19 protein-coding genes and 1 pseudogene are annotated in these 24,636 nt (G+C 72.1%); 5 read left to right on the forward strand and 15 right to left on the reverse strand.

Annotated elements, in window-relative coordinates; translation table 11 throughout:
- Nucleotides 1–37: 37 nt before the first annotated feature.
- The 3 genes from NI25_RS10950 to NI25_RS10960 all read right to left on the reverse strand — a co-directional run bounded on the left by NI25_RS10950 (nt 38) and on the right by NI25_RS10960 (nt 5,859).
- A complete protein-coding gene (locus NI25_RS10950) occupies nt 38–1,483 on the reverse strand; it encodes an aldehyde dehydrogenase family protein (RefSeq protein WP_061442286.1) in 1,446 nt (481 codons plus the stop codon).
- Nucleotides 1,484–1,623: 140 nt separating this feature from the next.
- Nucleotides 1,624–3,273, reverse strand: a complete 1,650-nt coding sequence (locus NI25_RS10955; protein ID WP_061442287.1) for a PucR family transcriptional regulator — start codon at nt 3,271–3,273, stop codon at nt 1,624–1,626.
- A 159-nt stretch (nt 3,274–3,432) separates the two neighbouring features.
- The gene (locus NI25_RS10960) at nt 3,433–5,859 is read right to left on the reverse strand and encodes a hypothetical protein (RefSeq protein WP_061442288.1); all 2,427 of its coding nucleotides are present in this window, start codon (nt 5,857–5,859) and stop codon (nt 3,433–3,435) included.
- A 267-nt stretch (nt 5,860–6,126) separates the two neighbouring features.
- On the opposite strand from NI25_RS10960, the gene gabT reads away from it, so the two are divergent.
- Nucleotides 6,127–7,461, forward strand: a complete 1,335-nt coding sequence (gabT, locus tag NI25_RS10965; RefSeq protein WP_061442289.1) for a 4-aminobutyrate--2-oxoglutarate transaminase — start codon at nt 6,127–6,129, stop codon at nt 7,459–7,461.
- Nucleotides 7,462–7,955: 494 nt separating this feature from the next.
- Here gabT and NI25_RS10970 read toward each other — a convergent pair whose 3' ends face one another.
- Entirely contained in the window at nt 7,956–8,777 is an 822-nt protein-coding gene (locus NI25_RS10970; RefSeq protein WP_233520716.1) for a tetratricopeptide repeat protein, read from the reverse strand.
- 44 nt (nt 8,778–8,821) lie between these two features.
- Between NI25_RS10970 and NI25_RS10975 the strand changes: the two genes are divergently transcribed.
- Nucleotides 8,822–9,529, forward strand: a complete 708-nt coding sequence (locus NI25_RS10975) for a phosphatase PAP2 family protein (RefSeq protein ID WP_061442290.1) — start codon at nt 8,822–8,824, stop codon at nt 9,527–9,529.
- On the opposite strand, the gene NI25_RS10980 is transcribed toward NI25_RS10975, so the two are convergent.
- The 8 genes from NI25_RS10980 to NI25_RS11015 all read right to left on the reverse strand — a co-directional run bounded on the left by NI25_RS10980 (nt 9,468) and on the right by NI25_RS11015 (nt 19,198).
- The gene (locus NI25_RS10980; protein ID WP_061442291.1) at nt 9,468–11,300 is read right to left on the reverse strand and encodes a chitinase; all 1,833 of its coding nucleotides are present in this window, start codon (nt 11,298–11,300) and stop codon (nt 9,468–9,470) included. The genes NI25_RS10975 and NI25_RS10980 overlap by 62 nt on opposite strands.
- 87 nt (nt 11,301–11,387) lie before the next feature.
- The gene (locus tag NI25_RS10985) at nt 11,388–11,855 is read right to left on the reverse strand and encodes a hypothetical protein (protein ID WP_061442292.1); all 468 of its coding nucleotides are present in this window, start codon (nt 11,853–11,855) and stop codon (nt 11,388–11,390) included.
- A 130-nt stretch (nt 11,856–11,985) separates the two neighbouring features.
- Nucleotides 11,986–13,413, reverse strand: a complete 1,428-nt coding sequence (locus NI25_RS10990; protein WP_061442293.1) for an NAD(P)/FAD-dependent oxidoreductase — start codon at nt 13,411–13,413, stop codon at nt 11,986–11,988.
- A 35-nt stretch (nt 13,414–13,448) separates the two neighbouring features.
- Nucleotides 13,449–14,249, reverse strand: coding sequence for an ABC transporter permease (locus NI25_RS10995; protein WP_061442294.1), 801 nt, complete (start codon nt 14,247–14,249; stop codon nt 13,449–13,451).
- Nucleotides 14,250–15,179: an ABC transporter permease gene (locus NI25_RS11000; protein WP_061442295.1), complete on the reverse strand. Its 930-nt coding sequence runs from the start codon at nt 15,177–15,179 to the stop codon at nt 14,250–14,252.
- Nucleotides 15,179–16,354 carry an ABC transporter ATP-binding protein gene (locus NI25_RS11005; RefSeq protein WP_061446865.1) on the reverse strand — a complete coding sequence of 392 codons (1,176 nt, stop codon included), beginning with the start codon at nt 16,352–16,354 and terminating at the stop codon, nt 15,179–15,181. Before NI25_RS11005 ends, NI25_RS11000 begins: the two co-directional genes overlap by 1 nt.
- 5 nt (nt 16,355–16,359) lie before the next feature.
- Complete coding sequence (locus tag NI25_RS11010; RefSeq protein ID WP_061442296.1) at nt 16,360–17,607, reverse strand: ABC transporter substrate-binding protein; 1,248 nt, start codon at nt 17,605–17,607, stop codon at nt 16,360–16,362.
- A gap of 55 nt (nt 17,608–17,662) precedes the next feature.
- Nucleotides 17,663–19,198 (reverse strand): gamma-aminobutyraldehyde dehydrogenase, encoded by a 1,536-nt coding sequence (locus tag NI25_RS11015; protein WP_061442297.1) that lies wholly within the window; start codon nt 19,196–19,198, stop codon nt 17,663–17,665.
- A gap of 202 nt (nt 19,199–19,400) precedes the next feature.
- On the opposite strand from NI25_RS11015, the gene NI25_RS11020 reads away from it, so the two are divergent.
- On the forward strand, nt 19,401–19,985 hold the full coding sequence (locus NI25_RS11020) for an NADAR family protein (RefSeq protein WP_199560879.1): 585 nt from the start codon (nt 19,401–19,403) through the stop codon (nt 19,983–19,985).
- Nucleotides 19,986–20,072: 87 nt separating this feature from the next.
- On the opposite strand, the gene NI25_RS11025 is transcribed toward NI25_RS11020, so the two are convergent.
- Complete coding sequence (locus NI25_RS11025) at nt 20,073–20,522, reverse strand: DUF4190 domain-containing protein (protein ID WP_061442299.1); 450 nt, start codon at nt 20,520–20,522, stop codon at nt 20,073–20,075.
- A 58-nt stretch (nt 20,523–20,580) separates the two neighbouring features.
- Entirely contained in the window at nt 20,581–21,246 is a 666-nt protein-coding gene (locus NI25_RS11030) for a DUF4190 domain-containing protein (protein WP_061442300.1), read from the reverse strand.
- A gap of 57 nt (nt 21,247–21,303) precedes the next feature.
- On the opposite strand from NI25_RS11030, the pseudogene NI25_RS11035 reads away from it, so the two are divergent.
- Both NI25_RS11035 and NI25_RS11040 read left to right on the forward strand, forming a co-directional pair.
- Nucleotides 21,304–22,466 (forward strand): annotated as a pseudogene (locus NI25_RS11035) (adenosine deaminase).
- 29 nt (nt 22,467–22,495) lie between these two features.
- Complete coding sequence (locus tag NI25_RS11040; RefSeq protein ID WP_061442302.1) at nt 22,496–23,212, forward strand: glycerophosphodiester phosphodiesterase; 717 nt, start codon at nt 22,496–22,498, stop codon at nt 23,210–23,212.
- 158 nt (nt 23,213–23,370) lie between these two features.
- On the opposite strand, the gene NI25_RS11045 is transcribed toward NI25_RS11040, so the two are convergent.
- Nucleotides 23,371–24,570 (reverse strand): polyamine ABC transporter substrate-binding protein, encoded by a 1,200-nt coding sequence (locus NI25_RS11045; protein ID WP_061442303.1) that lies wholly within the window; start codon nt 24,568–24,570, stop codon nt 23,371–23,373.
- Between the last annotated feature and the right edge of the window lie 66 nt (nt 24,571–24,636).

The raw sequence follows: 24,636 nt of genomic DNA on the forward strand, positions 1-24,636 counted from the left end.
CGCACCCCGACGGCTCGGCGCGGGGTGTGACCCGCTGTCAGAGAGCCAGCCCCGTGAGGACCAGCACCCGCTCGTAGGTGTAGTCGTCCATCGCGAAGCGCACGCCCTCGCGGCCCACACCGGACTGCTTGGCGCCGCCGTACGGCATCTGGTCGGCGCGGTAGGAGGGGACGTCGCCGATGACGACGCCGCCGACCTCCAGGGCGCGGTGGGCGCGGAAAGCGGCCTGGAGGTCGTGGGTGAACACGCCCGCCTGGAGGCCGTACTTGGAGTCGTTGACGGCGGCGAACGCCTCGGCCTCGCCGGACACCTTCTGCACGCTGAGCACCGGGCCGAAGACCTCCTCGCGGGCGAGGGTGGTGCCGGCGGGCAGGTCGGTGAGGACCGTCGGGGCGTAGGAGGCGCCGTCGCGCTTGCCGCCGGTGAGGAGCTTCGCGCCCGCGTCGACGGCCTCCCGCACCCACGCCTCCACGCGCTCGGCGGCGGCCTCGCTGACCAGCGGGCCGACGTCCGTGGCGTCGTCGTTCGGATCGCCGGTGACCTGGGCCTCGACGGCGGCGACGATGCGGGGCAGCAGACGGTCGTAGACGGCGGCGTCGGCGATGACACGCTGCACGGAGATGCAGGACTGGCCGCCCTGGTAGTTGGAGAAGGTCGCGATGCGCGCCGCGGCCCGGTCCAGGTCCTCGTCGCTCGCCCAGTCCCCGAGGACGACGGCCGCGCCGTTGCCGCCCAGCTCCAGGGTGCAGTGCTTGCGGGGCACCGAGTCCATGATCGCGTAGCCGACGGTCTCGGAGCCGGTGAAGGAGATGACCGGCAGGCGCTCGTCCTGGACGAGGGCTGGCATCCGGTCGTTGGGGACCGGGAGGATGCTCCACGAGCCGGCGGGCAGTTCGGTCTCGGCGAGCAGCTCGCCGAGGATCAGGCCGGAGAGGGGGGTGGCGGGGGCCGGCTTGAGGATGATGGGGGCGCCGGCGGCGATCGCGGGGGCGATCTTGTGGGCGCAGAGGTTGAGGGGGAAGTTGAAGGGCGCGATGCCGAGGACGACGCCCTTCGGGAAGCGGCGGGTGAGGGCGAGGCGGCCCTGACCGCCGGCGTCCGTGTCGAGGCGCTGGGCCTCGCCGCCGTTGAAGCGTCGGGCCTCCTCGGCGGCGAAGCGGAACACGGAGACCGCGCGGCCGACCTCGCCGCGGGCCCACTTGATCGGCTTGCCGTTCTCGGCGGAGATCAGACGGGCGATCTCCTCGGTGCGCTCCACCAGGCGGCGGCTGACGTGGTCGAGCGCGGCGGCGCGGGTGTGGGCGGGGGTGGCGGCGAAGTCCTCGCGGACGGCGTACGCGGCGGCCACGGCCTCTTCGACCTGGGCGTCGGTGGGGAGGCTCACCGTGCCGACGGTGGTGCCGTCCCAGGGGGAGGTGACGTCGAAGCCGGACTCGCCGGTGGCCTGGCGGCCGGCGAGCCAGAAGGCGTGGGTGGAAGTCATTGTCGAGTCCCGGCCCTTCCGCGTTGTTGGTGGTGGTGACTGCGGGTGCGGGTCCACGGTAGGGCGGGGCGGGGCGAGGGGCGTTTGTCCGGGGTGTAGTGGTGGGGGCGGGGTGTTCGACGTGGTGGCCAGGTGGGGTGTCAGTCCGGTGCCGTCGCTTTCAGGGCCAGCCAGAGCTCCATGCGTACGTCCGGGTCGTCCAGGGAACGGCCGAGGATCTCCTCCACGCGGCGCATCCGGTAGCGCAGGGTGTGGCGGTGGACGCCGAGGTCGGCGGCGGCCGCGTCCCACTGGCCGTGGCGGGCGAGCCAGGCACGCAGGGAGGCCACCAGGTCGCCGCGGCCGGTGGCGTCGTGGTCGCGCAGCGCCCGCAGGAGGCCGTCGGCGAAGGCGCGTACCGCGTCGTCGGCGAGGAGCGGCAGGACGGAGCCCGCCGCCACGTGCTCGTGCTCCACGCAGACGCGGCCGCGCCTGCGGGCCACCGAGAGTGCCTGTTCGGCCTGCTTGTACGCGGCGGACGCGGCGATGGGTCCGGACGGTGCCGACAGACCGACGACCAGGCTCTCCTCGTCGCCGCCCGCGAGGGACTCGGACGCCGGGCGGGCGGCCTCCAGGGCCGACGCGTGCTCGACGCAGGCGGCGACGGCCGCGCCCCCGTCGGTGGCCAGCACCACCAGGCGTTCGCCGTCGGGGACGACCAGGACCGCCTCGCCGGCCCGGGCCGCCGCGGACTCCACGACCTCGGTGAGGGTGCCGAGGGGGTCGCCGCCCGTCTCGGCGGCCGTGTCACCGGCGGATTGCGCGGCCGTGGAGGCCCTGGTCCTGGCCGCCGGGGACTCGGCGACGGCGATCCGGAACGGCGCGTCCAGCAGGCCGCCGTACAGGTCGCCGGCGACGGTGCGCGCGTGGTCGGGTTCGCCGGCCAGCAGCATGCGCAGGACGGCCCCGTCGATGCGGAGCCCCGCCTCGTGCAGGGACCGGGAGCGCTCCGTGGTGAGGGTCAGCAGGGCGATGGCGGAGTGGACGGCGTACCGCTCGGCGGTGCCGGGGGCGGCGGCCGTGCCGACCGCGAGCGCGGAGCGGGGCCTGCGGGAGGTGCCCAGGGAGTGCAGCTCGACCCGGTCGGCGTTCTCCGGGTGCTCGGCGTTCGCGGTGCCGCCGACGACGGAGGAGGCGGGAGCGGGCCGCTCGCGCAGCCGTTGCACGTCCGCGGTGAGCCGCGCCGCCCTGCGGCCCGCCCACTCCGGTGCCGCGGCGACGACGGCGCCCGAGGCGTCGTACAGCGCCGCCCAGCCGTCGACCTGGGCGGCGAGCGCGGCCAGCAGGCCCTCCGGGCCGTCGGTCAGGGCCCGCCGGGTCAGCTCGCGCTGGGCGGCGAAGCCCGCGGTGACCGCGCGGTACTGGTCGGCGGCGATGGCGGCGGAGACGGCCTTGCTGATGGCGAGGAAGGGGGTGCGGCGCGGTACCTCGAGGAGCGGCAGCCCTTCCTGCCGGGCCGCTTCCACCAGGGCCCGGGGGATGTCGTCGTAGTTGACCCCGACGGCGAAACCCAGCCCCACCACTCCGGCGCCCACCAGCCGCTTCACGTAGCGGTGCATCGCCTCGGCGTCCTCGGCGTCCAGCTTGAGCGCGGTGATCAGCAGCAGCTCCCCGCCCTCCATGTAGGGCACGGGGTCGGCGAGTTCGCTGACGTGGGCCCAGCGCACCGGCACGTCGAGGCGGTCCTCGCCGGCGCGCACGGTCAGCTTGAGCGCCGAGTGGTGGACGAGCGAGGCGAGCGTCGGGGGCATGGGGCCTTGGCCTTCGGGTCTGCGTCGGGGGCGTGAGGCTGTCGCGGGGTCGGTGGTCGGTGTGGAGTCGCTGTGATCTTTTGGCCGCCGCGTATGAACGACCTGTGTCGATTCTGCCTCACTGTACGGTCCCCGGGTGCCCGCCCCGGCCCATGGGGCTCACCCGTGCAGGTCGACCAGCAGCGGTGGTGCGTGCTCCCCCTTGACGCTGGTCAGCGACAGCACGGCGTGCCCGGCCGGCACGGCGTGCGCCAGTTCGGAGGCCGACCAGCGTTCCCGCTCCACCTGGCGGACGGTCACGGCGTCCGTGGTCACCGCCTTGCCCGTCACCAGTTTCCGCACGGCGTGGAAGAACCGGGTCATCGGCTGGTCGGCGAAGACCGTGTGCTTGGCGACCTCGGTCGTCTCCACCCACTCGGTGCCCCAGGACTGCGCGAACCGGCTGCCGTCCCAGGTGGAGACCCCGCAGAAGGCCATGCGACAGCCGACGGCTCCGTACAGCGGGCCGTGCAGCGCCTCCGGTACGTCGCCGACGGTGCGCAGGGCGAGCAGCACACCCGCGTTCTGCGAGCGCAGTCCCTGGATGCGGCGCACGGACTGCGGCGTGACCGCACCCGTCGCGTCGTCCAGGACCAGGCAGACGAAGTGCTCCCGGCGGCCTTCCCTGACGACGGCGTGGAACTGCGCGAGGACCAGCCGGGTGATCAGCCGGGCGGCCTCGTCGTGTCCGCGCTCGGGGACGTCGATCCGGACCCGCAGCGGATGGTGGGCGATCGCCCGCAGGGAGAACGGCCGGGCCGTTCCGCGGCCGCCGAAGAAGTCGGCGAACACCGGGCGGTTCAGCAGCGCCAGCCGGTCCGCCAGGGCCCGGCCCGCGTCACCCGGCGCGCCGGTCTGCCGCAGGCGCGCGTCGAGTTCGCGGCGCATGACGTCGTTCCCGCTCGCCGCGAGCGCTTCCCCGAGCCGGGACAGCGCCGTCTCCTCGCCCTCCAGCAGCGCGTGCAGTTCCGGCAGGGAGGGAAATCGGCCGTGCACCGCCCGGAACGGGCCCAGCAACTGGGCCAGGGTGGTGACGGCGCCCTGAGCTCCGACCGTGTCGAGGTCGCCCACCAGGGCTTCGGCGAGGATCGCGGCCGCGTCGTCCGGGTCGCCGGACTCGGCGTACAGGTCCAGGTCGTGCGCCGAGGACGGGTCGCCGATGCGGATGATCACGTCGAAGGCCTCGTCGTCGCACACGGGGGCCCCGGGGGCGGACACCACCACCACCGCGCAGCCCCCGGTGAGCGCGCGCAGCGCGAGCGCCTCGGTCACCGGCTGGACGAGGGAGCGGGTCTTGCCCGACCCGGGAGGGCCCACGGCCAGCAGCGAGGTGCCGAGCACATCCGGGTCGAGGGCCGCCCCGGCGTCCCGGTAGGGCAGCGGGGTCTGCTCGGCGGCCGACCAGCGGCCGATGCGCACCTGCCCGGTCAGCAGGTCGTGGCGGGCGGACCGGCGCCGCAGGTCCCGGGCACCGGACGGGTGGGTCCAGGCGGCGCCGCCCCGGCGCAGCACGGTGTCGCGGAACGCGTCCAGTGTGGCGCCGCGCCGAGCGGCGGCGAAGGCGTGCTCGACCCGCGTGCAGTCGACGTCGTTCATGCTGCCGCGGACGACCTCACCGGTGAGCAGGTCGGCGGCCTCGTACTGGCCGACGTCCCGCAGCGCGGGCCACTGCGAGCGGGGCCGGGCCTGCGGGGTGGCCGCGGTGGGGACGGCCCGGCGGGCGGCGAGCAGGGTCCGCGCGTACGGCAGCCAGCCTCCGAGGCGGGCGAACGGCCACAGCACGAGCAGGGTGACGACCACGTACAGCGTGTCCGTGTACAGGCGGGATGCCATCAGGTCGTAGCCGTCCGAGACGAGCACGGTGAAGGAGAGCAGCGGATCGACGACGGGCACCGGGGACCATCCGACCACCGGGAAGGCGTCGGGGAAGACGAAGCTCAGGACCAGGAGGGCCAGAAGTGCCGCGATCAGGGCGCGCGCGGGCTGGGGCCTGCGGGCCACGTAGTGGCTGACGACGGCGCGCCAGCTGCCGAGCACGGCCACGAGGAGAACGAGCGCGGCGAAGGCGAGACCCTCGTAGATCACCAGGGCTTCGGCACCCGGAGAGGGCACGTTCCGCCCCTCGAACACCTTGGGCGAGGCGAGCGTGCCGCCCCACCACCAGTCGTCCGGCGTGAACAGACGCAGGAGGGCGTACTGGTAGGAGGTGACACCGCGCCGCCACAGCGACCAGACCAGCATCGCCAGGCCGAGCGGAACCAGCATGCCGACGACCGTCACGGGTGCGACCCGCTGCGGAGTCTCCTTGGGGGGCCGGTAACCGAACCGCCAGATCCCGGTACGGGCGGCCGGCCTCTCCGTGTCGAGCCAGGTGGCGACGGCGGACGCGGGCCGGGGAGCGTGCCCGGGCACGGCGGGCACACCCGGCGCACCCGCCGGCCGGGGAGGCACCGCGGGCGCCTCCGCGGGCATCTCGGGAGGTCCCGCCGGACGCGGTACCGGATTCGCATGCGTGCCCCGCGCGTCCCGGGTCCCGTCGCCGTCCATCGCCCTTGCCCCCTGACCTGCCGCTCCGTCCACCATCAGCGAGCCAATCTAACGCGCCCCCAGGGGGAGTTCACCGCTTACGCGGCCGGGCCCGCGTCGACGTGTCCACATGTCGCCGTTCCGGCCACCTGTCCATGTCGGACAAGCGACCGCTCGGACAACGCCCACATGGAGCATGCCCACCCCACGGCGCCGGTCCTAGCCTGCGAGAAAAGAAGGCAAGCGTTCGTAAGATCCCGCAGATCGCGCAAGACCCCAGGAGCCCTCATGACCGCACTTCCGCAGGAGCGCCGCGTCGTCACCGCCATTCCCGGCCCGAAGTCGCAGGAGCTGCAGGCCCGCCGTACGGCCGTGGTCGCGCAGGGTGTGGGCTCCACGCTGCCCGTCTTCGTGGCGCGCGCCGGTGGCGGTGTCATCGAGGACGTCGACGGCAACCGTCTGATCGACTTCGGTTCCGGCATCGCGGTGACCTCCGTCGGCGCCTCCGCCGAGGCCGTCGTGCGCAAGGCGTCCGCACAGCTCGCCGACTTCACCCACACCTGTTTCATGGTCACGCCGTACGAGGGCTACGTCGCCGTCGCCGAGGCGCTGGCCGAGCTGACGCCGGGCGACCACGCCAAGAAGTCGGCGCTGTTCAACAGCGGCGCCGAGGCCGTCGAGAACGCCGTCAAGATCGCGCGTGCGTACACCAAGCGGCCGGCCGTCGTCGTCTTCGACCACGGGTACCACGGCCGGACCAACCTGACGATGGCCCTGACCGCGAAGAACATGCCGTACAAGCACGGCTTCGGCCCCTTCGCCCCCGAGGTCTACCGCGTGCCGGTCGCCTACGGCTACCGCTGGCCGACCGGCGCGGAGAACGCCGGCCCGGAGGCCGCCGCGCAGGCGATCGACCAGATCACCAAGCAGGTCGGCGCGGAGAACGTGGCCGCGATCATCATCGAGCCGGTGCTCGGCGAGGGCGGCTTCATCGAGCCGGCCAAGGGCTTCCTGCCGGCGATCCGCGAGTTCGCCTCGGACAACGGCATCGTCTTCGTCGCGGACGAGATCCAGTCCGGCTTCTGCCGTACCGGCCAGTGGTTCGCCTGCGAGGACGAGGGCATCGTCCCGGACCTGATCACGACGGCGAAGGGCATCGCGGGCGGCCTGCCGCTGTCCGCCGTCACCGGCCGCGCCGAGATCATGGACGCCGCGCACTCCGGCGGCCTCGGCGGCACCTACGGCGGCAACCCGGTGGCCTGCGCGGGCGCGCTCGGTGCCATCGAGACGATGAAGGAGCTGGACCTCAACGCCAGGGCGAAGAACATCGAGGCGGTCATGAAGTCCCGCCTGGCCGCCATGGCGGAGAAGTTCGACGTCATCGGCGACGTCCGGGGCCGCGGCGCGATGATCGCGATCGAGCTGGTCAAGGACCGCGACACCAAGGAGCCGAACCCGGAGGCGACCGCCGCGCTCGCCAAGGCCTGCCACCAGGAGGGGCTGCTGGTCCTGACCTGCGGCACCTACGGCAACGTGCTGCGGTTCCTGCCGCCGCTGGTGATCGGCGAGGACCTGCTGAACGAGGGCCTCGACATCATCGAGCAGGCCTTCGCCGGTATCTGAGCGGGGCCGCCCGCGAGGCCGGGAGCCGGCCGTCCCGCCGGGGATTGCGCCGGGGCGTACGCCGGGGCGCGGGCGAGCGCCTGCGCGAGGGGTCGAACGCGCATCTGAGCTGGGCTTCGCACGCCTGGCGCAGTGACCGGCAGAGCGTGTGAAGAACGTGTGCGAGGTGGATGTCAGGACGCCGATGGCCCTGTCCTGAGCGCACCCCCTGCCGTAGGTTCTACGCAGATGAGAGATGGACCCGCCCACAGGGGACTGTGGGCGGATCATCAGGACGGGGCCTCCCCAGCTTCGACCTGGTCGTGCCTCGCGCACACAACCGGAGCCCGCGGGTTCCGGCTTCCTCACCGATCGGACGGTCGCCCGCCCCAAACCCCCCGGGGCGCGCGGCGTTCCGGTCAGGACGGCCGCCTCGGCACTCGGGACGGTGGTTCACCGAAGGGCCGACACACTCCCCCCCTTGTGCCGGCCCTTCGGTGTTCACTCCCCAGGCTTCACTCCCCCGGCTTCACGCCCCGGTTCCTCCCCGGTGATGCGGGCGAGCAGGGCGCGGGCCTCGCCGGTGCGCGGATGGGACGGGTGCAGCTGCCGTTCGCAGTCGGCCAGCGACCGTCGTACGGCGTCCTCCGCCTCGGTGCGGCGTCCCAGTCCGTACAGGGCCTCGGCGGTGACCAGGTCCGGGTACCCGCCGGCGTAACGGGCGGCGGCTGCGTGCCCCGGCGGACCTCGGCCAGCGCCTCCTCGTAGCGGCCCTGCCCGTTCAGCCCGTGCGCCAGCGTGGTGTGCAGGACGCCGGCGGCGGGCCCTTTCGCCCGGGGCAGGTTGCCGCGGGCGACCGCCTCCGCCTCCTCGTGGCGGCCCAGCCCGCACAGCACGACGGCCAGGTGCCCCAGGGTGTTGATCTCCAGCGCCGCGACCGGGGCGCGGTGGGCGATCTGGTTCAGCTCCCTCAGGACGCCGTTCGCCTCGGTCTCCGCCTCCGTGTAGCGCCGCAGAGCGGACAGGGCGACCACGCGGTTGCTGCGGGCGATCAGTCGCAGCATCCGCGAGTTGAGGCCGACCGGCTCCAGTTCCGCGACGAGCGCGTCCAGTTCGTCCAGCGCCTCGGCCATCCGGCCGTGCATGACGGCCGCTCCGGTGGCCAGCACCCTCGCCTCCCAGTGCGGCGGACGCCTGCGCCAGGGGCGCCGCGGGAGCGCGGCCAGGGCCCGTGCCTCGGCCTCGACCTCCTCGTACCGCCCCTCACTGGTCATCGCCTTCAGGCGGGCGAAGGTCTCTCCCCACCGACTGTCCCGTGCCGTTCGTATGGTCGTCACGGGCGGTGAGAATACGGGAGGGCGGACCTGCGAAGCTGGGCGTCATGCCGGTTCCCGCCCGCTCCCGCGTCCTGCCCGCCCTCGTCGGGCTGCCCGCCCTCCTCTTCGCCCTGATCACCTGGCAGGTCGTCGCCGACGGCCCGCTGGCCGGGGCGGACGAGCGGCTGAGCGGGGCGCTCGTCCACCCCGACCGGCTCTCCGAGCTGCTGTCCGACCTGGGCAACGTACAGGTGGCCGTGCCGGTCCTGGCCGTGGCGCTGGTGTACGCGGCGTGGCACGGGCGGGCCTCGGGTGCGGACCGCTGGTGGGTGCCGCCCCTCGCGGGGGTGGTGGCGATGGCCCTGGTGCCGGCGCTGGTCGCGCCGCTGAAGGAGTGGACCGACCGCCCCGGCACCCCGGCGGTGCCGCCGGCGACCGGCTACTACCCCTCCGGTCACACCGCCACGGCGGTCGTCGCGTACGGCACGGCGACGCTGCTGCTGTTGCCGCTCTTGCGCTCGCCCGCCGTACGCCGGACGCTGGTCGTGCTGTGTGCCGTACTGGTGCTGGGCACCTCCTACGGGCTGGTGCGGCGGGGTTACCACTGGCCGCTGGACGTGGTGGCGAGCTGGTGCCTGGGCGTGGTGCTGCTCGCGGGGGTCCGGACGGTGGCCCGCCGGACCCCGGGCGGCGGCCGGACCCCGGCGGGGGTCAGCCGAAGTAGGCGTCGAAGTTCTTCTGGAACTCCCAGTTCGAGTAGCGGTCCCAGTTGATCGACCACGTCATCAGGCCGCGCAGGGCGGGCCAGGTGCCGTGGGTCGCGTACGAGCCGCAGTCGGTCTTCTTGGTCAGGCAGTTCAGGGCCTTGTTCACCTCGGCCGGGGAGACGTGGCCGTTGCCCGCCTGGGTGGAGGCCGGCATGCCGATGGCGACCTGGTCCGGGCGCAGCGGCGGGAAGACGTTGTTCGCGTCGCCCGCGACCGGGAAGCCGGTGAGCAGCATGTCGGTCATCGCGATGTGGAAGTCGGCGCCGCCCATGGAGTGGTACTGGTTGTCGAGGCCCATGATCGGGCCCGAGTTGTAGTCCTGGACGTGCAGCAGGGTCAGGTCGTCGCGCAGGGCGTGGATGACCGGCAGGTAGGCCCCGGCCCGCGGGTCCTGGCCGCCCCACTTGCCGGTGCCGTAGTACTGGTAGCCGAGCTGGACGAAGAAGGTCTCCGGGGCCATGGTCAGCACGAAGTCGTCGCCGTACTCGGCCTTGAGGGTCTTCACGGCCGAGATGAGGTTGACGATGACGGGGGTCTTCGGGTTCTTGAAGTCCGTGTCGTCGGCGTTCAGGGAGAGGGAGTGGCCCTCGAAGTCGATGTCGAGGCCGTCCAGTCCGTACTCGTCGATGATCGCGGAGACGGACGAGACGAACTTGTCGCGGGCGGCGGTGGTGGTGAGCTGCACCTGGCCGTTCTGGCCGCCGATGGAGATGAGCACCTTCTTGCCGGCCGCCTGCTTGGCCTTGATCGCGGCCTTGAACTCGGCGTCGCTCTCCACGTTCGGGCACTCGGCGACCGGGCAGCGCTCGAAGCGGATGTCCCCGGAGGTGACCGAGGTGGGTTCGCCGAAGGCCAGGTCGATGACGTCCCAGCTGTCGGGCACGTCGGCCATGCGCGTGTAGCCGGAGCCGTTGGCGAAGCTGGCGTGGAGGTAGCCGACCAGGGCGTGCGCCGGGAGGTCGGAGGAGCCGCCGCCGTCGTCCGGGCGCTGGGCGGTGGTCGCCGTGACCGTGGCCGAACGCGCCGACTCACCGGCGTCGTTGACCGCGGTGACCTGGAAGGAGTACGCCGTCGAGGGGGTCAGGCCGGACACCGTGGTGGAGGTGCCCGTGACCGTGCTGACCTTGGCGCCGTCGCGGTAGACGGCGTAGCCCGTCGCGCCCGGCACCGGTGACCAGGACAGGGCGACGCTGGAGGAGGTCACCGAGCCGGCCTTCAGGCCGCCGGGGGCCGCCGGGGGCTGACCCGTCTCGCCGCCGGGGCCGGTGAGGGAGATGTCGTCGGCGTGATAGGCGCCGGTGCCGTACCAGCCGTGGGTGTAGATCGTGACCTTGGTGGTCGACGGACCGGTGCGGAACGTGGTGGTGAGCTGCTGCCAGTCGGGGGCGGACTGGGCCCAGGTGGAGACGTCGGTGGTGCCGGTGCCGCTCGCGCCCAGGTAGACGTAGGCGCCCTGGACGTAGCCGGAGAGCGTGTACTGCGAGTCCGGTTTGACGGACACCGTCTGTGCGCAGCGGGCGTTGTCGGCGCCCGCCGGGGTGGCCTTCAGCGCCGCCGTGCCGCCGTGCACGGGTGAGGTCACGGTCGTGCCCGCCGTACAGGTCCAGCCGTCGAGGGCGGACTCGAAACCGCCGTTGCGGGCGAGGTCCGCGTCGGCCGCACGGGCGGCCGACGTGAGCGCGGTCAGACCGGACGCGGCGAGGGCCGCGGCCGTGAGCACCGTGACGAGGGGGCGACGGGAGAGAGGTCTGGCGCGTTGTACGCGTGCGCGTTCCACAAGTGCCTCCGGACATGGGGGAGATGGGGAGGGTGGAGCGCGCCCAATTTGGTCCAGACCAATTCTGTTGTCAACCCCTCGTGCACGTCACTCCCGCCGCCCCTCGCCCTCCTCCCCCGCCAGGGCCGCCGCCGCCTCGTGCATCGCCAGCTCCAGCAGCGAGGGGTCGGTGAGCGTGCCGGTGCCGTCCGGCGGGATCAGCCAGCGGGTGCCTCCGGTCGACAGTCCACCGGGGTACGGCACCACGATCCAGGTGCCGAGCCCGGCGGTCCTGATGCCGGTGCCGACCCAGCGGGCGGCCGTTCCCGGCGGGACGAAGAAGCCCGTGCGCGCGTCGCCGAAGTCGGCGAGCACCGGGCCGGGCTGGTCCAGGACGCGGGAGAGCACGTCCAGGGTGGGATAGCCGAGCCGGCTCGGCAGGATGAGCACGTCCCAGGCCTTGCCTGCGGGCAGCAGCGCGACGCCCGAGGGGTCGCGCTCCCAGTCCCTGCGGCAGGACTCGGGATCCGGTGCGACGGATGCCAGCCACGCGACCGCCGTCTTCGCACCAGGCATGTGAAACCTCCCTTTCACTCGTCGACGCGGGGTGCGTCACGAGGGAGAGGGAGGTCTCCCGGCGGCATTACGCGGGTTGGCGCACCTCGTTGGGGTGAACCGGGTCACACGCCCGCTCACCCGGCGCGGCTCAGCTGTCGAAACCGAGCCCCAGCCGGTCCATCGTGCGCAGCCACAGGTTGCGCCGGCCGCCCTGCGCGTCCGCGCGGGCCAGCGACCACTTGGTGAGGGCGATGCCGGTCCAGGCGAAGGGCTCGGGCGGGAACGGCAGCGGCTTCCTGCGCACCATCTCCAGCTCGGTGCGCTCCGTCCGCTCCCCCGACAGCAGGTCCAGCATCACCTCGGCACCGAACCGGGTCGCGCCGACGCCGAGGCCGGTGTACCCGGCCGCGTACGCCACCTTCCCCCGGTGCGCGGTGCCGAAGAACGCGGAGAAGCGCGAGCAGGTGTCGATGGCGCCGCCCCAGGCGTGGGTGAAGCGGACGCCCTCCAGCTGCGGGAAGCAGGTGAAGAAGTGCCCGGCGAGCTTGGCGTACGTCTCGGGGCGGTCGTCGTACTCGGCGCGCACCCGGCCGCCGTAGGGGTAGACGGCGTCGTAGCCGCCCCACAGGATCCGGTTGTCGGAGGAAAGGCGGAAGTAGTGGAACTGGTTGGCGCTGTCCCCGAGGCCCTGCCGGTTCTGCCAGCCGACCGAGGCGAGCTGCGCGTCGGTGAGCGGCTCGGTCATCAGGGCGTAGTCGTAGACGGGGACGGTGTACGAGCGCACCCGCCGGACCAGGTTCGGGAAGATGTTGGTGCCGAGCGCGACCGTGCGGGCCCGGACCCCGCCGTAGGGCGTGCGTACGGCCATGCCCGCGCCGTACGGCTTGAGGGTGAGCGCCGGGGTGTGCTCGTAGACGCGGACGCCGAGGGCGAGGCAGGCGCGCTTGAGACCCCAGGCCAGTTTGGCGGGGTTGACCATCGCCACGCCGCGCCGGTCCCAGAGGCCGGCCCGGAAGGTGGGTGAGTCGACCTGTTCCCGCACGGCGTCGGCGTCCAGGTACTCGATGCCCTCGGCGAGGCCCTTGGCGCGGATCTCCCCGTACCACTCCTCCAGCTCCCGGGCCTGGTAGGGCTCGGTGGCGACGTCGATCTCGCCGGTGCGCTCGAAGTCGCAGTCGATGCCGTGGCGGGCGACCGCCTCCTCGATGGCGTCGAGGTTGCGGGCGCCCAGTTCCTCCAGCCGGTGGATCTCGTCGGGCCAGCGGGTGAGGCCGTTGGACAGTCCGTGGGTGAGGGAGGCGGCGCAGAATCCGCCGTTGCGGCCGGAGGCGGCCCAGCCCACCTCGCGGCCCTCGACGAGCACCACGTCCCGCCCCGGGTCGCGCTCCTTGGCGATCAGCGCGGTCCACAGTCCGCTGTAGCCGCCGCCGACGACCAGCAGGTCGCAGGTCTCGGCGCCGGTGAGGGCGGCCTCGGGGCGGGGGCGGCCGGGGTCGTCCAGCCAGTACGGGACCGGCTGGGCGTCCGAGAGAGATTTCGTCCAGTCGTTGCTGCGGCTCATGGCACCAGGGGCCATGATTTCAACTCCCTACGAAGACAAACCGAGATGCTTTATGCCTTGCGGCGGTTTCGGCGGTTGCCGATGACCATGGAGACCAGGACGAACAGTACGGCGATCACGAACATGGCCGTACCGACGACATTGATCTGAACGGGCGTTCCGCGCTGGGCCGATCCCCACACGAACATGGGGAAGGTGACGGTCGAACCCGCGTTGAAATTGGTGATGATGAAATCGTCGAAGGACAGCGCGAAGGCGAGCAGTGCGCCGGCCGCGATGCCGGGGGCGGCGATGGGCAGCGTGACCCGGACGAAGGTCTGGAAGGGACCGGCGTACAGGTCCTGCGCCGCCTGTTCCAGGCGTGGGTCCATCGACATCACGCGCGCCTTGACGGCCGTCACGACGAAGCTGAGGCAGAACATGATGTGGGCGATCAAGATCGTCCAGAAGCCGAGCTGAGCACCCATGTTGAGGAAGAGGGTGAGCAGCGAGGCGGCCATCACGACCTCGGGCATCGCCATCGGCAGGAAGATCAGCGAGTTGATCGCGCCCCGCGCGCGGAAGCGGTAGCGGACCAGCGCGAAGGCGATGGCGGTGCCGAGTGCGGTGGCGCCCAGCGTCGCCCAGAGGGCGATCTGGAGGCTGAGCGAGAGGGAACCGCACAGCCCGGCGACCCCGCACGGGTCCTTCCAGGCGTCCGTGGAGAACTGCTGCCATTCGTAGTTGAAGCGCCCGTTCGGTTTGTTGAACGAGAACACCGTGACGATGACGTTGGGCAGCAGAAGGTAAGCGAGCGTCAGCAGTCCGGCGATGACGACGAGATTGCGCTTCAGCCAGTTGACGAAGGCCATTTAAACCAGATCCTCCGTCCCCGACTTACGGATGTAGAAGGTGACCATGGCGAGAATCGCGGCCATGAGGACGAACGAGAGCGCGGCCGCCGTCGGATAGTCCAGCACCCGCAGGAACTGGGACTGGATCACGTTTCCGATCATTCCGGTGTCGGCCGAGCCCAGCAGGGAGGCGTTGACGTAGTCGCCGGTGGCCGGGATGAAGGTCAGCAGCGTGCCGGAGACCACGCCCGGCATCGACAGCGGGAAGGTGACCTTGCGGAAGACCGTGGAGGGCTTGGCGTACAGGTCCCCCGCCGCCTCGTGCAGCCGGCCGTCGATGCGCTCCAGGGAGGTGTAGAGCGGCAGGATCATGAACGGCAGGAAGTTGTACGTCAGACCGCAGACCACCGCGAGCGGAGTGGCCAGCACCCGGTCGCCGGAGGTCCAGCCGAGCCAGCCGGTCACGTCCAGGACGTGCAGCGTGTTCAGGGCGCCGACCACCGGGCCGCCGTCCGCGAGGATCGTCTTCCAGGCCAGGGTGCGGATCAGGAAGCTGGTGAAGAACGGCGCGATCACCAGGATCATGATCAGGTTCCGCCAGCGGCCCGCCCGGAAGGCGATGAGGTACGCGAGCGGGTAGCCGAGCAGCAGGCACAGCACGGTCGCGGAGGCGGCGTAGGCGACCGACCGCAGGAACTGCGGCCAGTACTCGGACACCGCGTCCCAGTAGGTCACGAAGTGCCAGGTGACCTTGTAGCCCTCCTCCAGCGAGCCGGTCTGCACGGAGGTGGAGGCCTGGTAGACCATCGGCGCCGCGAAGAAGACGACCAGCCACAGGATGCCGGGCAGCAGCAGCCAGTACGGCGTCCAGCGGCCGCGTTTGCGCGGGGGCTTCTGTTCGGGCGCGGTCGGGGTCAGCGGCGGCGGCGCCTCGGTGAACGTGGACATCAGGCGGCCTCGCCCTCGGCCACACCGGCGTCGATGTCCTGGGCCGCGTCGAGGCCGAAGGTGTGCGCCGGACTCCAGTGCAGGACGACCTCGGCGCCGGGTGCGAGGCGGGGGTCGCGGTCGATGTTCTGGGCGTAGACCTCGAACTCGGGGCAGGCCGCGCAGTCCACGACGTACTGGGTGGAGACCCCGATGAAACTGGTGTTGGCGATCCTGCCGGTGATGCGGTTGCGGCCCTCGGGGATGGCGCCCGCGTCGTCCGCGTGGGTGAGGCTGATCTTCTCGGGGCGGACCCCGACCAGGACCTTGCCGCCCGCCTTCGCCGGGGCGGAACACCGGGCGCCCGGCAGGACGAGCTTGTCCCCGGCCGCCTTCACGACGACGTCGTCGCCGCTGCGGGTGTCGACCTCGGCCTCGATGAGGTTGGAGGTGCCCAGGAAGTTGGCGACGAAGGTGGTCCGCGGGTTCTCGTACAGATCGGCGGGGGCGCCCAGTTGCTCGACGCGGCCCGCGTTCATCACGGCGACCTGGTCGGCCATCGTCATGGCCTCCTCCTGGTCGTGGGTGACGTGCACGAAGGTGATGCCGACCTCGGTCTGGATGCGCTTGAGCTCCAGCTGCATCTGGCGGCGCAGCTTCAGGTCGAGGGCACCGAGGGGCTCGTCGAGGAGCAGCACCTTGGGGTGGTTGATCAGGGCGCGGGCGACCGCGACGCGCTGCTGCTGGCCGCCGGAGAGCTGGTGCGGCTTCTTGCGTGCCTGCTCGCCGAGCTGCACCAGGTCGAGCATCTCGCCGACCTGCTTCTTCACGCTCTTGATGCCGCGCCGGCGCAGGCCGAAGGCGACGTTCTCGTAGATGTCGAGGTGCGGGAAGAGGGCGTAGGACTGGAAGACCGTGTTGACCGGCCGTTTGTAGGGCGGCAGCGCGGTCACGTCCTGGTCGCCGAGGTGGACGGTGCCGCCGCTCGGCTCCTCCAGCCCGGCGATCATGCGCAGGGTGGTGGTCTTGCCGCAGCCGGAGGCGCCGAGCAGGGCGAAGAAGGACCCCTGGGGCACGGTCAGGTCGAGCGGGTGCACGGCGGTGAAGGAGCCGTAGGTCTTGGTGATGCCGGCGAGGCGGACGTCGCCGCCGCCGTCCGTCGCGGCCTTCTGGTTCTTCGTCGTGTTGGTCGTCATCGTCGTCACGCCCCGGTGAGCTTCGCGAACTTCTCTTCGTATGCGGTCTCTTCCTTCGAACTCAGGGAGCGGAAGGAGTGCGACCTGGCCTGCATGGCCTGGTCGGGAATGATCAGCGGGTTGTTCGCCGCGTCCTCGTCGATCTTCGCCAGGTCGTCCTTCACGCCGTCGACGGGGCAGACGAAGTTGATGTAGGCGGCGAGTTCCGCGGCCGGGCCCGGTTCGTAGTAGTAGTCGATGAGCCGTTCGGCGTTGGTCTTGTGCCGTGCCTTGTTGGGGATCAGCATGTTGTCGCTGGACGTGACGTAGCCGCTGTCCGGGATGACGAAGTCGATGTCCGGGTTGTCGGCCTTGAGCTGGACCACGTCGCCGGCCCAGGCCAGACAGGCCGCGAAGTCGCCCTTGCTGAGGTCGGACGTGTAGTCGTTGCCGGTGAAGCGGCGTATCTGGCCGCGGTCGACGCCCTTCTGGAGGCGGGCGATCCCCGCGTCGTAGTCGTCGTCGGTGAAGCGGGCCGGGTCCTTGCCCATGTCGAGCAGGGTCATGCCCATGGTGTCGCGCATCTCGGTGAGGAAGCCGACCCGCCCCTTGAGCTTCGGGTTGTCGAGCAGGTCGGAGACGGACTTCACCTCGATGCCGTCCAGGGCCTTCTTGTTGTAGGCGATGACGGCGGAGATGCCCTGCCAGGGGTAGGAGTAGGCACGGCCCGGGTCCCAGTCGGGGCTGCGGAACTGGGGCGACAGGTTGGCGAAGGCGTGCGGCAGGTTGGCCGGGTCGAGTTTCTGGACCCAGCCGAGCCGGATCAGGCGGGCGGCCAGCCAGTCGGTGAGGACGATGATGTCGCGGCCGGTCTCCTGGCCCGCGGCGAGCTGCGGCTGGATCTTGCCGAAGAACTCGCTGTTGTCGTTGATGTCCTCGGTGTACGTGACCTTGACGCCGGTGCGCTTGGTGAACGCCTCCAGCGTGGGGTGCCGGCGGCCGCTCTCGTCGACGTCCATGTACTCGGTCCAGTTGGAGAAGCGGACCTGTTTCTCCTCCTTGGAGTGGTCCTCGGCGGAGACGCCGCCCTCGGTCTTGCCGGCCGCCGGGATGCCGCAGCCGCTCAGCAGGCCGAGGCCGCCGGCCGCGAGCGCGCCGCCCGTGGAGGCGCGCAGCAGCGAACGGCGGGTGAGGGCGGCCCTGCCGCTCCTGAGTGAGCGCCGCACGGCGGCCACTTGGGCCGGGGACAGGCGGTCGGGCTCGTACTGCTCCATGCGCGTGGTTGCCCTTTCGGGTGGGTCGGCCGTGGTCGGCGGCCTCTCGTCGTGACTATCGGTCCCCGAAGACGGTGCGGTGCCAGTCCTTGGCCGCCACCGCGGTGTTGTCGAACATGACGTGCTTGACCTGCGTGTACTCCTCGAAGGAGTACGCGGACATGTCCTTGCCGAAGCCGGACGCCTTGTACCCGCCGTGCGGCATCTCGCTGATGATCGGGATGTGGTCGTTGACCCACACGCAGCCCGCCTTGATCTCGCGGGTGGCGCGGTTCGCGCGGTACACGTCCCGGCTCCAGGCGGAGGCGGCGAGCCCGTACGGCGTGTCGTTGGCCAGCCGGATGCCCTCGTCGTCGGTGTCGAAGGGCAGGACGACCAGGACGGGACCGAAGATCTCGGACTGGACGACCTCGCTGTCCTGGGCGGCGTCCGCGATCAGGGTGGGCCGGTAGTAGGCGCCGTTCTTCAGGTCACCCTCGGGCGCCTCGCCGCCGCACACCACGCGCGCGTAGGAGCGGGCCCGGTCGACGAAGGCGGCGACGCGGTCCCGCTGCACGTGGCTGACCAGCGGGCCGAGGTCGGTACCGGGCGCGAAGGGGTCGCCGACGCGGACGGTCTCCATGAGGGCGGCGGTCCTCTCGACGAACGCCTCGTACAGGGGCCGCTGCACGTACGCGCGCGTGGCGGCCGTGCAGTCCTGGCCGGTGTTGATGAGCGCGCCCGCGACCGCGCCGTGGACGGCGGCGTCCAGGTCGGCGTCGTCGAAGACGAGGAAGGGTGCCTTGCCGCCCAGCTCCAGGTGGAGGCGCTTGACGGTGGCGGTGGCGACCTCGGCGACGCGCTTGCCGACGGCGGTGGACCCGGTGAAGGAGGTCATGGCGACGTCGGGGTGGGCGACGAGGTGCTCGCCGGCCTCCCGGCCGGTGCCGCTGACGATGTTGATCACGCCGTCCGGGATGCCGGCCTCGGTCGCCGCCTGGGCGAACATCAGGGAGGTGAGCGGGGTGATCTCGGCGGGCTTGAGCACGATGGTGTTGCCCGCGGCGATCGCCGGGAGGATCTTCCAGGCGGCCATCTGGAGCGGGTAGTTCCAGGGCGCGATGGACCCGACGACGCCGATCGGCTCGCGGCGCACGTACGAGGTGTGGTCGCCGGAGTACTCCCCCGCCGACTGCCCCTGGAGGTGGCGGGCGGCGCCGGCGAAGAAGGCCGCGTTGTCGACCGTGCCCGGCACGTCGAACTCCCGCGTCAGCTTCAGCGGCTTGCCGCACTGCAGGGACTCCGCGCGGGCGAAGTCCTCGGCGCGCTCGGCGAGGACGGCGGCGAAACGGTGCAGGGCGTCGGAACGCTCGCCGGGGGTGGCGCCGGCCCAGCCGGGGAACGCCTCCCGCGCGGCGGCGACGGCCGCGTCGACGTCGTCGGGGCCGGCCAGTTCATAGGTCAGGACGTCCTCGCCGGTCGCCGGGTCGACGACGGTGTGCGTCCGTCCGGAGGTGCCCTTCGTGAGACGGCCCGCGATGTACTGGGCCCCGTCCGCGAAGCGGTCCTGGGCCGGGAATCGGTCCGGGGTGGCGTTGCCCGGGTTGTGCATGTCGGCTCTCCTCCGTCTCCCCGTGGTGGGGGCCGGCGTGGCTCAGGCTCGATGTGAGTGCCGATCCTGACAGAGCACTAGGCCACCAACAAGTGATTCCGTTGTTGCCATTTGGTTACGCGACGGAATCTGTCGACCAGGTGTCGAGTCGCCACGGAAAAGGGCGGACGGAGTGTCAGTGGCGCGTGCCACACTCGCGTGCATGGAGAAGATCACGGGAGCAGCGGTGGAGGGCACGGGCCGGGAAGCGCTGGCCGGGCGGGTCCGCGCGGGCGAGCGGATCAAGTACCTGTGCTTCTGGGGGCACCGGCCGCTCCCCGACGGCAGGCTCGGACCGAGCTGTCTGAGCCAGTGGTGGCCGTCGCCGTTCACGGTGGCGGAGGTGGAGTACCGGACGGCCGAGCACTGGATGATGGCGGGCAAGGCCCGGCTCTTCGGGGACCCGGACGCCGAGCGGCGGGTGCTGGCGGCCGCTCATCCCGCCGAGGCGAAGAAGGCGGGCCGGCTGGTGCGCGGCTTCGACGAGACGGTGTGGGAGCGGGAGCGGTTCCGGATCGTGGTGGAGGGCAGCGTCCACAAGTTCGCCTCGGACCCGGCGCTGCGGGAGTTCCTGCTCAACACGGGCGACAGAGTGCTGGTGGAGGCGAGTCCCGTGGACCGGGTGTGGGGCATCGGTCTGGCCGCGGACGACGAGGCGGCGACCGACCCGGAGCGCTGGCGCGGGCCGAATCTGCTGGGCTTCGCGCTGATGGCGGCCCGTGAGCGGCTGCGCGCGGACGGCTGCTGAGCGACGCGATTCCCGGATGTCCGCCGGGCGGCTCTTGAGCGGCCGAGGGGGCGGCCCGAGGGCCGCCCCCTTGCCGCACAGCAGGGTTCAGGCGACGCTCATCAGACTCGCGAAGGCGAGGAAGCCGAGCAGCGGCAGGATCACGGTGGCCGTGATGCCGAGCACCAGACCGGCGGTCGCGGCGCCCTTGTTGGTGGCCTCGCCCCGGGTGGCCTTGCCCCGGCCCACCGCGCCGAAGATGATCCCGAGGATGCCCAGGATCACGCCGAAGAACCAGAGGAAGAAGGTCAGGCTGCACACCACGCCGATGATGCCGAGGACCAGTCCCGTGGTCCCCATGCCGTTGCTCGGCTGCATCGGCATGGCGTAGCCCGGGGCCTGCGGATACCCCACCGGCGGGGCGGCCGGGTAGGACGCCCCCTGGTTCGGGTAGCCGTAGCCGGGCGCGGACTGCGGGTAGGCGTAGCCCCCGGCGGGCGGCTGGCCCGGTTGCTGCGGCGACCCGTATCCCCCGGGTCCGGGATTGGAGTACGACATGAACTGCTCTCCCCTCGTTGGCGCTTGACATCGTAGAGGCACTGCTGGGGGGAGGTGCTCAGCTTTCCGCCGTCACGGAGACCGGCGCGGGGCGCGAGGAGCCGTAGTAGGGGTCGTCGTAGTACGAGTCGTCGTTGATCGCGGCGGTGATCCCGACGGCGATCAGGACGATCACGGCGATGCCGAGGACGACCCCGATGATGCCCATGACGAACCCGGCCTGGGCCTGCCCGTGGTTGTTGGCCAGGCCGGCCTCCGCCTTCCGGCGGCCCTTGACCCCGAAGACGATGGCGAGCACGCCGAGCACCAGGGAGACCACGCCGTACATGCAGAACAGCGCGCAGGCCAGGATGCCGAGCACCATCGAGGCGGTGCCCATGCCGTTCTGCGGGGCCATCGGCATGCCGGGCCAGCCGTAGCCCTGGCCGTACCCGGGATAGCCGTACCCGACCGGCGCACCGGCACCGTCGGGCGCGACCGGCGGAGGCGGCACCGCGGAGTCGGGAGGGGTGTAACCGGCGCCCGGCATCGACGTGACCGTGGCCTGGTCGTGCACGCCCGGCGGCGGCTGCCAGGCGGGCGGTGTGTCCGAGGCGGGCGGCCGGGGCGGCTCCTGGGCCGGTCCGGCGCCGGCGCCCTTGTCCAGCGACGGCCCGCTCTCCGGGGGAGCCCAGGGGTCGTGTCCGCCGGCGGGATCCCCGTCGGGCCGTATCGCGTCCGTCATCTCTCGTCCCCCCGGGGTCGTTCGTGCCCGCCATGCTACGGTCCCGGGCCGCCGGGCGTGAGACCGGCCTACGATGATCCCCGAACGACCGATCAGCCGATCACCCGCGCCCCACCGCCGCCGCGCGCGGCCCGGGGCGCCGCCCTGGGGAGGAACCCTTGACCGAGCACCTCGTCGACCCCGACGTCCCGCGCGATCTGCACGCCTTCATCGCCGGACTGCCGAAGGCCGAACTGCACGTCCACCACGTCGGCTCCGCCTCCCCGCGCATCGTCTCCGAACTGGCCGCGCGCCACCGCGACTCCAAGGTTCCGACCGACCCCGAGGCGCTGGTCGACTACTTCACCTTCACGGACTTCGCGCACTTCATCGACGTGTACCTGTCCGTGGTCGACCTGATCCGCACCCCGGAGGACGTCCGGCTGCTCACCTACGAGGTGGCCCGGGACATGGCCCGCCAGCAGGTGCGGTACGCCGAGCTGACCATCACCCCGTTCTCCTCCACCCGGCGCGGCATCGACGAGGGCGCCTTCATGGAGGCGATCGAGGACGCCCGCAAGGCGGCCGAGGCCGAGTTCGGGACCGTACTGCGCTGGTGCTTCGACATTCCGGGCGAGGCCGGTCTGGAGTCCGCCGAGGAGACGGCCCGGCTCGCCACCGACGACCGGCTGCGTCCGGAGGGCCTGGTCTCCTTCGGGCTCGGCGGACCCGAGATCGGGGTGGCCCGCCCGCAGTTCAAGCCGTACTTCGACCGGGCGATCGCCGCGGGCCTGCACTCGGTGCCGCACGCCGGAGAGACCACGGGGCCGCAGACCGTGTGGGACGCCCTCACCGACCTGCGCGCCGAGCGCATCGGGCACGGCACCAGCTCGGCCCAGGACCCGAAGCTCCTCGCCCACCTCGCCGAGCGGCGCATTCCGCTGGAGGTGTGCCCGACCTCGAACATCGCCACCCGCGCGGTGCGCACCCTGGACGAGCACCCGATCAAGGAGTTCGCCCGCGCCGGCGTCCTGGTGACGGTCAACTCGGACGACCCGCCGATGTTCGGCACCGATCTCAACAACGAGTACGCCGTGGCCGCCCGGCTCCTGGGCCTCGACGAGCGGGGCCTCGCCGGCCTGGCGAAGAACGGGGTCGAGGCGTCGTTCCTCGACGCGCCGGGCAAGGCACGGATCATCGAGGAGATCGACACGTACACCGCCGCCTGGCTCGCCTCCTGAGAACCGCGCCCGACGAGAGCTGCCCCGCCATGGACACCCCGCGCGCCCTGACCGCCGTCGCCCACCGCGGCGACCCCTACCGGTACCGCGAGAACACGATCGAGTCGCTGCGTTCCGCGCTGGACCGCGGCGCGGACGCGGTCGAGACGGACGTACGCCTCACCCGCGACGGCGTGCCGGTGCTGCTGCACGACGAGACGCTGAAGCGGCTGTGGCGGCACGACCGGCCGCTGCGGTCCCTGTCGGCCGAGGAGGTGCGCGGGCTGACGGCGGGCCGGGTGCCGACGCTGGCGGAGGCGCTGGCGGCCACGGACGGCAGCCGGCTGATGCTGGACCTGCCGGGCGGGCCGGGCGAGCGGGCGGTCCGGCGCATCGTGGACGTGGTGCGCGAGTGCGGGGCGCGGGACCGCGTGTACTACACGGCGGGCGCCGCGGCCATGCTCGCGGTGCGGGCCGCCGATCCCGCCGCCGAGATCGCCATGACCTGGACGACGGCGGCCCCGCCCCGGCCCGCGCTGCTGGCCTCGGTCCGGCCGCGGTGGCTCAACTACCGGTTCGGCCTGGTGACCCGGGCCCTGGCCGAGCGCGTCCACGCCGACGGCCTGCTGCTGTCCGCCTGGACCCCGGACACCCGCCGCACGATGCGCCGGCTGCGCGCCGCGGGCGTCGACTCGATCACGACCAACCGCATCGACGTCCTGTGCGCGCTGCGCGACGTGGGCGAGGCGCGCACCGAGGTCCCGTAGAACGTGACCCGTACAACCGACGCGATCACCGCGGCCGCGCTGCGGTAGCCCCGGCAGCCGCCGCGCCACCGCGTGTGCGCCGATCGTCGCCGCGCCCGCGGGGCCGAGCCCCCGACCGCCTTTTCATCGTCCGATGAATTCACCACGTGAGCAGTCTGCTACACGCCGACGATCCCGTTCCACCGCTTCGCGAACTCCGACCGCTCCCCCGCTGCGATGTCCCGTGCGATGGCCAGCCGTTCGCGCATCGCCGCGTCCGGGAAGATCAGCGGATCCTCCGCCAGGGCCGCGGTCTCCTCGTCGTCGGAGGAGGCGAGGACGTCCTGGGCGGCGGGGACCGGGCAGACGTAGTTGACCCAGGCGGCCAGCTCCGCGGCGACCTCGGGCCGGTAGTAGTAGTCGATCAGCCGCTCGGCGTTGGTCTTGTGGCGGGCCAGGTTGGGGATCATGAGGGACTCCGCCCACAGTTCGGCGCCCTCCTCCGGGACGACGAACTCGATGTCCGGGTCGTCCGCCTGGAGCTGGATCACGTCGCCGGAGTAGGCCTGGCAGGCGAGGACGTCGCCGCTGGAGAGGTCCTTGATGTAGTCGTTGCCGGTGAAGCGGCGGATCTGCCCCTTGGCGACCTGCTTCTCCACCTGGTCGCAGATCAGGTGGAAGTCGTCCGCCTTCCAGTCGGTGATGTCCACGCCGTTGCCCTGCATCAGCAGCGCGAAGGCCTCGTCCATGCCCGACAGGAGCGTCACGCGGCCCTTGAGGTCGGCCGCCCACAGGTCGGACACGTGCCGGATCTCCCGGCCGAGCCTGCGCCGGTTGTAGGCGATCCCGGTGATGCCCGACTGCCAGGGCACGGTGAACTTCCGGCCGGGGTCGAAGGCGGGCGAACGCAGCAGCGGGTCCAGGTACTTGGTGACGTTCGGCTGGCGGTCCCGGTCCATCTCCTGGACCCAGCCCAGCCGTACGAACCGCCCGCACATCCAGTCGCTGATGACGATCAGGTCGCGGTCGGTGGGCTGGTGGTTCATCAGGGACGGGCTGATCTTGCCGAAGAACTCGTCGTTGTCGTTGATCTCCTCGATGTACTCGACGGAGATGCCCGTCTCCTCCTCGAACGCCTCCAGGGTGGGCCGCCGGCTCGGGTGCTCGTCGTCGGTGTCGATGTAGAGCGGCCAGTTGGCCCAGGTCAGCCGGTGCTCGGTGGCGGACCGGTCGGCGGCGGCGCGGTCGCCCGGGGCGACGTACGCGGCGGGCACGCCGCAGCCGGCCAGTGTGCCGAGCGCACCGAGCGCGGCGGAACCGCCCAGGCCGCGCAGCAGGGTACGACGGGACAGCGGGGGCGTCTTCGGGAGCAGGGGCATGGCACGAAGGATCCCGCCCCGCGCCCGCCGGAACAATCGACGCTGCGTCGAGCGCACCCGTACAGG

Origin of the sequence: Streptomyces sp. CCM_MD2014, assembly GCF_000772045.1 — a bacterium.
Classification (GTDB): Bacteria; Actinomycetota; Actinomycetes; order Streptomycetales; family Streptomycetaceae; genus Streptomyces; species Streptomyces salinarius.

What these genes read in the sequence shown, in the direction of transcription:
- NI25_RS10950 (WP_061442286.1), bottom strand. Translation starts at nt 1,483, where the DNA reads ATGACTTCCACCCACGCCTTCTGGCTCGCCGGCCGCCAGGCCACCGGC.
- NI25_RS10955 (WP_061442287.1), bottom strand. Translation starts at nt 3,273, where the DNA reads ATGCCCCCGACGCTCGCCTCGCTCGTCCACCACTCGGCGCTCAAGCTG.
- NI25_RS10960 (WP_061442288.1), bottom strand. Translation starts at nt 5,859, where the DNA reads ATGGACGGCGACGGGACCCGGGACGCGCGGGGCACGCATGCGAATCCG.
- gabT (WP_061442289.1), top strand. Translation starts at nt 6,127, where the DNA reads ATGACCGCACTTCCGCAGGAGCGCCGCGTCGTCACCGCCATTCCCGGC.
- NI25_RS10975 (WP_061442290.1), top strand. Translation starts at nt 8,822, where the DNA reads ATGCCGGTTCCCGCCCGCTCCCGCGTCCTGCCCGCCCTCGTCGGGCTG.
- NI25_RS10985 (WP_061442292.1), bottom strand. Translation starts at nt 11,855, where the DNA reads ATGCCTGGTGCGAAGACGGCGGTCGCGTGGCTGGCATCCGTCGCACCG.
- NI25_RS10990 (WP_061442293.1), bottom strand. Translation starts at nt 13,413, where the DNA reads ATGGCCCCTGGTGCCATGAGCCGCAGCAACGACTGGACGAAATCTCTC.
- NI25_RS10995 (WP_061442294.1), bottom strand. Translation starts at nt 14,249, where the DNA reads ATGGCCTTCGTCAACTGGCTGAAGCGCAATCTCGTCGTCATCGCCGGA.
- NI25_RS11000 (WP_061442295.1), bottom strand. Translation starts at nt 15,179, where the DNA reads ATGTCCACGTTCACCGAGGCGCCGCCGCCGCTGACCCCGACCGCGCCC.
- NI25_RS11005 (WP_061446865.1), bottom strand. Translation starts at nt 16,354, where the DNA reads ATGACGACCAACACGACGAAGAACCAGAAGGCCGCGACGGACGGCGGC.
- NI25_RS11010 (WP_061442296.1), bottom strand. Translation starts at nt 17,607, where the DNA reads ATGGAGCAGTACGAGCCCGACCGCCTGTCCCCGGCCCAAGTGGCCGCC.
- NI25_RS11015 (WP_061442297.1), bottom strand. Translation starts at nt 19,198, where the DNA reads ATGCACAACCCGGGCAACGCCACCCCGGACCGATTCCCGGCCCAGGAC.
- NI25_RS11020 (WP_199560879.1), top strand. Translation starts at nt 19,401, where the DNA reads ATGGAGAAGATCACGGGAGCAGCGGTGGAGGGCACGGGCCGGGAAGCG.
- NI25_RS11025 (WP_061442299.1), bottom strand. Translation starts at nt 20,522, where the DNA reads ATGTCGTACTCCAATCCCGGACCCGGGGGATACGGGTCGCCGCAGCAA.
- NI25_RS11030 (WP_061442300.1), bottom strand. Translation starts at nt 21,246, where the DNA reads ATGACGGACGCGATACGGCCCGACGGGGATCCCGCCGGCGGACACGAC.
- NI25_RS11040 (WP_061442302.1), top strand. Translation starts at nt 22,496, where the DNA reads ATGGACACCCCGCGCGCCCTGACCGCCGTCGCCCACCGCGGCGACCCC.
- NI25_RS11045 (WP_061442303.1), bottom strand. Translation starts at nt 24,570, where the DNA reads ATGCCCCTGCTCCCGAAGACGCCCCCGCTGTCCCGTCGTACCCTGCTG.